The sequence below is a fragment of the Dehalococcoidia bacterium genome (assembly GCA_028711995.1).
Lineage (GTDB): Bacteria > Chloroflexota > Dehalococcoidia > SZUA-161 > SpSt-899 > JAQTRE01.
Genome location: JAQTRE010000122.1, coordinates 1 through 8847, shown reverse-complemented (window position 1 = coordinate 8847; position 8847 = coordinate 1). Strand labels below are relative to the sequence as shown.

Genomic DNA, 8847 nt, shown 5'->3' with positions numbered 1-8847 from the left:
GTTGCACTAACTGATGGAAGCACGTCCGCTACCCCTGGAACCGATTGTAATGGACCCACAGCTCTGATCAAGTCGGCAGCTGAGGCCATGAATTATGCCCAATACAGTTCCAACATCTTCAATCTGAAATTCCACCCGACCGTATTTGCAACCAACGATTCCCGGAGAAAGGTTCTGGATCTCATTAAAACGTACATGGACCTGGGCGGCAATCACATCCAATTCAATGTGGTGGACGTGGAAACCCTGAGAGACGCGCAGAGTCACCCGGATCAGTACCGGGACCTGGTGGTCCGGGTGGCCGGATACAGCGCTTTCTTCGTTTATCTGGACCCCCTAGTCCAAGAAGAAGTCATCCAGCGAACCGAACTGAGGCTGTAACCCTCGTTGCAGGCCTCATATAAGAAGGATGGAAACGCAGCCACTCCTTCTCCTTTCCTGCGTCTCTCTCCCGTTGGCGGAAAAGAGGAAAACCCTCTCCCGCTGACAGGAGAGAGCAAGGAGCATTTCACTTTACAGGAGGAAGTTCATGGCAGAATTAAGAGACTACAGCGGGGAACTCAAGCAGGGACTAGAGCTTGAGGATTTTTCCAGAGACTTTCTGATAAGGATGTTGCGCTCGTTCTCTAAGGCCTATATGAGGATGGATGAAATATGGTATCAGATCGTCAAGGAGGGATTAGGCCAAAAACAAGCAGATCGCTATAGGGAGTTACTCTGGCAAAGAGTAGCTGAGGGTATCCTTCCACAGCTCGCGAAGGAGTTAGATATTCAGGTAAATTCTATGAGTGATGTCTTCAAGGTTTGGCAGGTTGCCCCTGATGGGATCGCAACGGGAAAGTTTCCATCCGTTTATGACATCGTGGACGAGAATCTTGCCATATTGACGGTTACCAGATGCGCGGCATTGGAGAGACTGGAGAAACGTGCCCCGGATAAGATACGTTCGCTCTGTCAAGAGATAGAAGCGGCCGCTATTGATAGATATATGACTGTCTTCTTTCCCAATGCAAAGGTGAAGCCTCTGCTAGTACCATCAGGGCCCCGAGAAGATCCACGGAATATTGCCTGTAAGTGGGAGTTCACGCTGGAACCATGCACTGGGGAAGGCTGACCAGGGTAACGAGGAGATGGGCATAAGGGAAGACGCTGGCTGACCGATCATTTGAGGCAAAACAGCACGGGAAAGGACAGGACAATGTTTCAGGAAGGTTTTGACCCTTCCCCGTCTCCACCAGAAACGGGGAAGACATACCGTGTCTACTTGAATCGGTGGATCCACCTTCAACCCCTCAGGCCATACCATAATTTGGTTTCCTTTGCCTCTTCTTCAAACCTGGTAACTCCGATGTGACGTATGGGTTCGATGATGCATCATATCGACTGGATGACTGTAAGAAGATGGTTCGGGATCTCCGCGCCATTTCCCAAATGACGCAATTTTGAGAAACGAAGTCCTAGTGGAATTCCACCATTGGAGGTTTTTGTGGATACAGGGGATAGCGTTCCCCTTTTGGCGAGCATTATTGAGAGAATTATTGATCCTCGGGCTTCAAACCCCATCAACTCTCTTTTTTTCCGTTTAGTGCATTCAAAGGATATCGCCACGATAACCCTTAAATTGCGAGTTGCCCAGTGTTGCCGACTGTTCATCGAAAGTCCATGCTCTTGAGAGTGGAACCGTGTATACTGAAATATAGCGATTTCAGATCTGAAGGACTGCACCTGCCCATTGGTTGGAAACAGAATGAACAGAATACCGGAGACTAATATCAATGAAAAAACACACTACGCTACTTAGCTTTATTCTCGTCTTGATACTAGCGCTGTTCACATTTGCAGGTTGCACTACCACAGACACGACAGAAACAGTCGATCCTACTGCCCCTGATACCACAGCAGTCGGTCCTACTGACCCCGATACCACAACCGACTTCACCTTCAGCGACGGCATCGACGATAATGGCTTCTGGGAGAATATCACCGCACTTGATCATGTCCAACTGTGTGAGTATGACAGCATTTCGATACCCAGTGATATCCATGAGATCACGGATGAAGCGATCCAGAGGGAAATAGACACTATCCTGGCTAATTACGCTTCCGATGGGCAAGTGACCGATCGCCCTGTTGCAGACGGCGACACCGTGAACATCGATTACGTCGGCAGCATCGACGGTGTGGAGTTCGACGGCGGCAGCACCAGCGGCACCGGAACGAATGTAACCATCGGAGTCACAAGCTATATCGACGACTTTCTTGAACAGCTTATCGGGCATAACCCCGGCGAATCATTAGACATCGAGGTAACCTTCCCCGAGGATTATGGCCAAGAGAACCTCAACGGAAAGGACGCTGTCTTTGCAGCTACGATCAACTACATCGTTGAAGCGATGTTGCCCGAGTTGACTGACGAATTTGTCCTGAACAACTTGTCGTCCGATTACGGCTGGAGCACCATCACAGAGATGGAGGCGGGTATTAGGAGCGGTCTGCAAAGTTCAGCTATGCTAAGTTATGTGCAGGAGTATATCGTTCAAAATACGAACATCATTTCACTTCCAGAGGCGCTTTTGGAGTATCAGAAAAACTCGATGATCTCCTACTATCAGGGTTATGCGGAATCTTACAGCATGGATATTGAAGAATTCCTGAGCTCATATGTGGGTGTCGCAACCATAGACGAGCTGATTCAAGCAAATATCGCGAATATGACCGAAACCGCCAAATTTCCCCTTATCATTCAGGCAATCGCGGAGGATGCCAGCATTTCCGTCAGCGACGAAGATGTGGCAGCTTACGTTAAGAAGTATGCTGGTGCGGATGACTACTCGGGGTACGAGGAGAATTACGGCATGCCGTATCTCAAGTTGATCACGCTTAGTCAGGCGGTCACGGATTATCTCGTGGACAACGCCGTCTTGGAATGAGATCGACCCTCCCCCATCTCCACCATAAACACGGAATATCTTCCGGTTTCGCTTGAATCAGGGGTTGTCCACATTCAAATATTCAGAACATTACCAGAATTCAATTTCCTTCGGCTTCACTTTCAAGGCCTCGGCGAGTTTACGGCGGGTCTTGAAGTTCGGTTTGTGGTGTTTGTTCTCAATACTGCCGATTGTTGACTTCGCCACCTTGGCCAGTGCGGCAAGGTCTGCCTGACTCAGCGCATTCTCCTCGCGAAGTTCCTTGAGCGTTGCCATTGTAACCTCTTCATCCTCTGTGCTACCGGAATCATACCATAATCAGCGCAATATAACATTTGAGACTATTGGTGCAATAAGAGTAGTATAATAGGCTTATAATAAATCAATAATGGACTGACTATTCGTGAAAAGTGTGATAATCATCGGATTCCGCCATTCCCAAAAAGTGGGAGATTGGGAAATTTTAAGGAGTTTACCTGATGATTGATGAGAGTAAGGCGCTGGTGAAAGTGGGCGAAATATTGCCCAAAACACCGAATAGGGAAATTGTCACCCGGTCCCGGGTTATGGCCACTGGCGGAACAGTGGGTCAATGTATGCGCTCTTTCACACTGTCGTTGTGGCCGAAGGGGTTCCCCTTTTGGATCATGAACCATGGTGAAGCTCACCGTGTCGCCTGACGGAAGAAAGAGGTTAGAGTAATTTGCATAAAGCAGTGGTGTGATTGGGTTCAACACTCCTTCTATGGTATAATATTACAGAGGTGTCCAATGAATAGAGTGAAGACAAAAATAAGCAATGGTGGCAGACTGGTTATACCTGCGGCATACCGCAAGGAATTGGGCATTAATCCGGGGGATGATGTGGTGTTGACACTTGAGGAAGGAGAGATAAGACTCATAACTGCTCAGCACGCGATCAAGCGTGCTCAAACGATGGTCCGCCGTTATATTTCCGAGAACGTGTCTTTGTCTGAGGAGTTGATTCAAGAACGTCGTGAAGAGGCAAATCATGACTAAAATCGTTGTGGACGCATCGGCATTGCTGGCGCTTCTCAATTCGGAAGCAGGTGCTGATGTAGTGGCAGAGTCTATTCCGGAAGCGGTCATCAGTGCTGTAAACCTATCAGAGGTCGTAGGGAAGCTCTGCGCAGCGGGAATGCCTGAGGAAGCGATTCGTCAGGCGCTGCAGGGGCTTGATCTCGAAGTGATTCCTTTTGATGAAGAACAGGCTTATGGTGCGGGTTTACTGCGATCTGTGACAGACGACAAAGGGTTGTCGTTGGGAGATCGGGCATGTTTGAATATGGCTCGAAGGCTAGGCATTCCGGCTCTAACGGCAGACAGGATTTGGAAAGAACTCTCCATGGGAACCGATGTAAGGCTTATCCGGTGACATGTAGTGGCTGAAGAAGTCTTGAGGTGTTGTTCCCAACCAATAGACCATTGAGCATCAATTCAATTACCCTCCCTCGTCTCCACCACAAACACCGAGCCTCCGAGCCTGATTGAATCGTGGGATATCCTCATTTAACCATTCAGGACGCTAGCAGAATTCAATTTCCTTCGGCTTCACCTTCAAAGCCTCGGCGAGTTTGCGGCGGGTCTTGAAGTTCGGCTTATGATGTTTGTTCTCAACACTGACGATGGTTGACTTCGCCACCTTGGCCAGTGCGGCAAGGTCTGCCTGACTCAGCGCATTCTCCTCGCGAAGTTCCTTGAGCGTTGCCATGGTAACCCCTTAATCCCCTAGTAATACTAAAACTACCGGAATCATACCATAATCAGCGCAATATAACATTTGAGACTATTGGTGCAATAAGAGTAGTATAATAGGCTTATAATAAACTGATACTGGACTTACTATTTGTGAAAAGTGTGGAAGTCATCGGTTTCCACTCTTCCCAAAAAGTGGGGCTTTGAGAAATGGAGGGATGTTATGAAGACGGACTTCTTTGTCACTGAAGAAACACAAAACAGATTAGGTGACGAAAGCTATCAGAGGTTTGTCCGCATAGAAGGAAACACTTATGAAATGTGCCGGCTAGAAAAGGGTGATTAGGTGTGGCTTTCGACAGACGACTTATATGAAATCCCTTGCCATGTGGTGAGCGTCTTGTTTTGGGTAGAAGTAAACGACGGCGAAGCGTACCAGTGCGTCGATTTAGCTATAGATCCTGAGGGGATGGATGAGATTCTGGATTATGACCGACTCATGAAACGGGAAATTTTAGGGGGTTGATAGGATGTTAAAAATACTCAATGAGCGCAAGAAATGGATCATGTTTCTACCTGAATTGCCATTAGATGTCAGCATCGAGAGATTCGCGCAGCACTTGCAAGGCCAAGTCGCTGAAGCTGGGATTAGCGCGATTGCGGGCAGACGGGTTTCAGTAAATGAGGTGTTGGAGCGATTCCACACAATGCACCCCGACATGGAAATCGAGGGCGATCTGTCCAAGTATGATGGTGCCTCACCATGCCCGGCCATGGAATTTGAAACAGATCTTGATGAGGCATTTAGACTTTGGTTGTTCTTTGAGACTGAATTGGATCTCAAGCCGAGATTAGAGCCATTGGATGCAACTGATCCAGACTGGCCTAAATCAAAGGAGTGGTGCAAGGGAATGTTACGCGACGTGGCTATGTGTCATGCCATGATGGCTGGTGCGCCAAAGCGAAATGACATATTCGGGAAACTTGCTTACCTTTTTTCTGCAGTGCTTACCCCGATGGTGTTTGTGACAGCCTATGAGAACGATCCGAGATGGTTGTAGATGTATTTAATATGAGAGTTGCAGTTTGCGCCAGAACATCGAGCCGGGACGGAGACCAGAACGTGGATACGCAACTCCTGCCATTACGAGAGTTCGTGAAGTCCAAAGGGTGGGAGCTTACCAGAGAGTACATCGACCAGGCTTCGGCCCGGGATCTCCGGGGACGTGTTGCTTGGCGTGATCTCCAAAAGGATGCGCGGTCCGGACAGTTCTCCGTTGTGATTTCCCAGCGACTGGACCGGATCGCGCGATCGGTCAAAGACCTGTGGGCCACCTTGAGTGAGTGGGACGATTTGGGCGTTTCATTTGTCAGCCTCCGGGAGAACTTTGATACCAGCACCGCCGCTGGCCGGCTGCAGATGAACATCATGGCAGCCCTGGCGGAGTTCGAGTTGGATCTGATCCGCGATCGCATCCAGGACGGTTTGTCCCGGGCCCGGGCGGAAGGAAAACAGCTCGGCCGGCCAAACGGTGCCAAAGACGGGAAGAAGCGCCGGACATCCGGATATCGGCGTCGGGAAGCTGAAAAAGCGATGAGAAGGGGGGAATAGCATGTACACCATGGAAGGAATCATTCAGATCCCATTGGAGGCTCTTTGGGAATTTGTGAAGAAACACGGGCCTCAAGTGGAACCCCACGGGCTCACGCCCGTGGCACCTTGGGGAACAAGCCCTACCTATCGGCATTCACCCACGGGCTTACGTCCGTGGTCCTCTGCCAGCCTTAATAGAAACTGGAGTGCAATTCACATTTGGTGTCCCAAGGTTCGACGCTAAAAACCAAACCATGGAGATTGATTTTGCTGCTGACGCTATTTCATGTCCCGATGACTGGAAGAGCAAACCGGAAGCCTTGCTTCAATGGCAGAGGCTGATTGTTGAATCAAGTGAGTCGGAGGAATTTGACAGTGATGAAGATCCCCGGTTGATTGAGTTAAAGCAGCGTCGTAGGGAATGGGAGAAGTCCCTCAACGATTCCCGCAATCAAGATGCGATTACTGAAATCATCAGAGGGATTGATCGTGCAATAGCTGATGGGCGCTATGATGATTGCCTGGCGGCATTGAATCCTCCGAAGAGAGGGCTGTATCCATTCATTGAGGAAAATGATACCAAACAATCGGGGTCCAAAGAACACGCCAAAAGCCGAAGCTGAGACGGCTGAATAAAGGTCGACCAAACAAACATGTGATTATTTGAAAGGAGGATGAATGATCAAGCTGAGTGAAAAGGATGTCAAGGCGGTGGCCAGCGATCGGTATATGGGAAAAATGAGGGGGTGGTTTTTGAAAGTGTGGATACCCGTTTTCGTGGTGCTTTGCACCGGTGCAGTCATGATCGAAGCGGATGGGGCGTTCCATGTCGCAGGGTGTGTCTTACTGGGAATAGCGGGGGTAATCTCAATGGTATTCTGGTATCGCTACGTGAAGGGGCTCAAATCGTATACTGCGGGCGTCCTGGATGAGGTCCGGCGCTTCGGGTGCCAGGCGGTGATAGATGGCTCACCAGTGCAGCCGCGCAAACGTTGACTTATTTGGGGTATGGGATGGCGAAATACAAGCAGCAGTACAAGCCATTGGATCTCAGCAACATCACCCGGCGGCGGCATCCCGGGGAAAAGGTCCTGCCCCCTCCCTGTGTACTATCGCACATTGTGCAAGTGGTCTCCCATATCGAATATCACATCGAGGCCGCGGATTGCCTGAAGGCGTGGCCGATTCTGGAGAGAGCCTTTGGGTTGAATCTGGGCATCCGCGGCGGCCCTTTGCTCGATGCACTGTGCCACTTGGCAGAGACCGGTCGGATCGCGGCCTATCATGCGAACGGGGGCAAGAACCCGCTGGACACCCACGATCTCTGTTTTTGCGGGAGGACCAAGTTCGAGCGATGGTGTGAGGCCGACCATGAGCTCCGGCTCCGCCAGGAGCGGTTCATTTCCCCAGGCGGAGGAGGCTGCTCAAAATACCGGTAGCCGCCGGGGCAAATGTCTGGACTACTCCCCAGAGGATGCCGAGGCTGATGCCGTACATGAACACCTTGATCATCCCGAAACCGCCCTCCAGGAAGGAGTAATCCCAGGCTATAACCTGTACCAACCCCGAGAAGAAGTCACCCGCCAAGAGCGGGATCCCCGTCAGTCCCCCAGCCTCCACCGTCCGAAACGCGGACATATCATTGATCACCTGAGCATCCGTGGCGGTGAAGAACTGCCCCTCCAGTATCTGGCAGAGGATGGTGCCCATGATCCAGATGAACCCTAATCCCATTATCCAGCGGACAGACATAATCTCTCCTTAATACCCATAGGTTTGCTCCTTGATAAGCACCCCAGTGGCGACAATGGCGTAGACCATGACGATCCACCAGTCCAGCATGGCCACCCCGGCGAAGAAGCAGAAGACCATCATCACCGCGATGGTCATCCCGAACAGGTGTCGGGTCTTGTCGTAGATCCAGAATCCCCCGAATATCGCCAGCGCCCCGATCAGGGTGAGCCAGAACATATTCAGCGGCAGGTCGCTCTCCCCGAATATATCTGCAATAATCTGGGAGCCTGGAAGGCTGGTATAATCGCCATCAGTGTGCCAACCCGCCGGCTCCACCAGCCCATCCGGCATAAGGGCAAACCCAGATGGGTAGGAACTGCCGCTCCCATAGGTGGCAAACAGTATCGGGGTCAGTTCTCCGATGGTCACCACGATATCCGCGTCCATGGCTGCCAGGCTGTAGGTGACATCATTTCCGCTTGCCGACAGATCGGTGATCGTGGTGGTTGAGACTTCGTCGGGCTCAAATTCAAGGTTGAGCTTCCAGGTCGGCGTATCGATCGAGGTGTCGCCAATCTTGACGCTATCCAGTTTGGCGGTAAGCTCCCCGACATGAACGGATTCGGAGTTTATTGCCAGGCTTCCGGTGAGAGCAGCAGCGTCTGTGTTGGCGCCATCCGTGATGGATATAGCGGTGCCATCATAAGTACACGTCAGCGTAACCCAACTTCCCGACGTTAAAGCAATCGATGGCGTCCCTGCAAAAAGCCGGTATCGGAATTCTGATTGAGTCACCCTGATATTATGCTGCGAAGTTTAAAGTCTGAGTGAATCGGCTGGCGGGTCGAATTTAGCGCCAAAACAAGCGCCAACA

15 protein-coding genes are annotated in these 8847 nt (G+C 50.6%); 11 read left to right on the top strand and 4 right to left on the bottom strand.

Annotated elements, in window-relative coordinates:
• The 3 genes from PHV74_13000 to PHV74_12990 all read left to right on the top strand — a co-directional run.
• A partial coding sequence (locus PHV74_13000) for a glycine radical domain-containing protein (GenBank protein ID MDD5095276.1) occupies positions 1-381 on the top strand: 381 nt, incomplete at its 5' end.
• A 148-nt stretch (positions 382-529) separates the two neighbouring features.
• Positions 530-1114, top strand: a complete 585-nt coding sequence (locus PHV74_12995; protein ID MDD5095275.1) for a hypothetical protein — start codon at positions 530-532, stop codon at positions 1112-1114.
• A 661-nt stretch (positions 1115-1775) separates the two neighbouring features.
• Positions 1776-2930: an FKBP-type peptidyl-prolyl cis-trans isomerase gene (locus PHV74_12990; GenBank protein ID MDD5095274.1), complete on the top strand. Its 1155-nt coding sequence runs from the start codon at positions 1776-1778 to the stop codon at positions 2928-2930.
• 90 nt (positions 2931-3020) lie between these two features.
• Here the strand turns inward: PHV74_12990 and PHV74_12985 are convergent, their stop codons facing one another.
• The gene (locus PHV74_12985; GenBank protein MDD5095273.1) at positions 3021-3206 is read right to left on the bottom strand and encodes a helix-turn-helix transcriptional regulator; all 186 of its coding nucleotides are present in this window, start codon (positions 3204-3206) and stop codon (positions 3021-3023) included.
• 203 nt (positions 3207-3409) lie between these two features.
• Here PHV74_12985 and PHV74_12980 point away from each other — a divergent pair, with 203 nt between their 5' ends.
• From PHV74_12980 to PHV74_12970, 3 genes are all read left to right on the top strand, one after another.
• On the top strand, positions 3410-3610 hold the full coding sequence (locus PHV74_12980) for a hypothetical protein (GenBank protein MDD5095272.1): 201 nt from the start codon (positions 3410-3412) through the stop codon (positions 3608-3610).
• Positions 3611-3700: 90 nt separating this feature from the next.
• Positions 3701-3949 (top strand): AbrB/MazE/SpoVT family DNA-binding domain-containing protein, encoded by a 249-nt coding sequence (locus PHV74_12975; GenBank protein ID MDD5095271.1) that lies wholly within the window; start codon positions 3701-3703, stop codon positions 3947-3949.
• Positions 3942-4325 (top strand): type II toxin-antitoxin system VapC family toxin, encoded by a 384-nt coding sequence (locus PHV74_12970; GenBank protein MDD5095270.1) that lies wholly within the window; start codon positions 3942-3944, stop codon positions 4323-4325. The genes PHV74_12975 and PHV74_12970 overlap by 8 nt, the downstream gene beginning before the upstream one ends.
• 150 nt (positions 4326-4475) lie before the next feature.
• Here PHV74_12970 and PHV74_12965 read toward each other — a convergent pair whose 3' ends face one another.
• Complete coding sequence (locus PHV74_12965; GenBank protein MDD5095269.1) at positions 4476-4661, bottom strand: helix-turn-helix transcriptional regulator; 186 nt, start codon at positions 4659-4661, stop codon at positions 4476-4478.
• A 514-nt stretch (positions 4662-5175) separates the two neighbouring features.
• Between PHV74_12965 and PHV74_12960 the strand changes: the two genes are divergently transcribed.
• The 5 genes from PHV74_12960 to PHV74_12940 all read left to right on the top strand — a co-directional run bounded on the left by PHV74_12960 (position 5176) and on the right by PHV74_12940 (position 7678).
• Entirely contained in the window at positions 5176-5706 is a 531-nt protein-coding gene (locus PHV74_12960) for a hypothetical protein (protein MDD5095268.1), read from the top strand.
• An 11-nt stretch (positions 5707-5717) separates the two neighbouring features.
• The gene (locus PHV74_12955; GenBank protein ID MDD5095267.1) at positions 5718-6257 is read left to right on the top strand and encodes a recombinase family protein; all 540 of its coding nucleotides are present in this window, start codon (positions 5718-5720) and stop codon (positions 6255-6257) included.
• Between the two features lie 236 nt (positions 6258-6493).
• The gene (locus PHV74_12950; GenBank protein MDD5095266.1) at positions 6494-6862 is read left to right on the top strand and encodes a hypothetical protein; all 369 of its coding nucleotides are present in this window, start codon (positions 6494-6496) and stop codon (positions 6860-6862) included.
• A 55-nt stretch (positions 6863-6917) separates the two neighbouring features.
• Positions 6918-7235: a hypothetical protein gene (locus PHV74_12945; GenBank protein MDD5095265.1), complete on the top strand. Its 318-nt coding sequence runs from the start codon at positions 6918-6920 to the stop codon at positions 7233-7235.
• A gap of 17 nt (positions 7236-7252) precedes the next feature.
• Complete coding sequence (locus PHV74_12940) at positions 7253-7678, top strand: hypothetical protein (protein MDD5095264.1); 426 nt, start codon at positions 7253-7255, stop codon at positions 7676-7678.
• On the opposite strand, the gene PHV74_12935 is transcribed toward PHV74_12940, so the two are convergent.
• Both PHV74_12935 and PHV74_12930 read right to left on the bottom strand, forming a co-directional pair.
• A complete protein-coding gene (locus tag PHV74_12935) occupies positions 7638-7991 on the bottom strand; it encodes a hypothetical protein (GenBank protein MDD5095263.1) in 354 nt (117 codons plus the stop codon). The two genes, PHV74_12940 and PHV74_12935, sit on opposite strands and share 41 nt — an antisense overlap.
• Before the next feature lie 9 nt (positions 7992-8000).
• Positions 8001-8768: a hypothetical protein gene (locus PHV74_12930; GenBank protein MDD5095262.1), complete on the bottom strand. Its 768-nt coding sequence runs from the start codon at positions 8766-8768 to the stop codon at positions 8001-8003.
• Positions 8769-8847 lie beyond the last annotated feature (79 nt).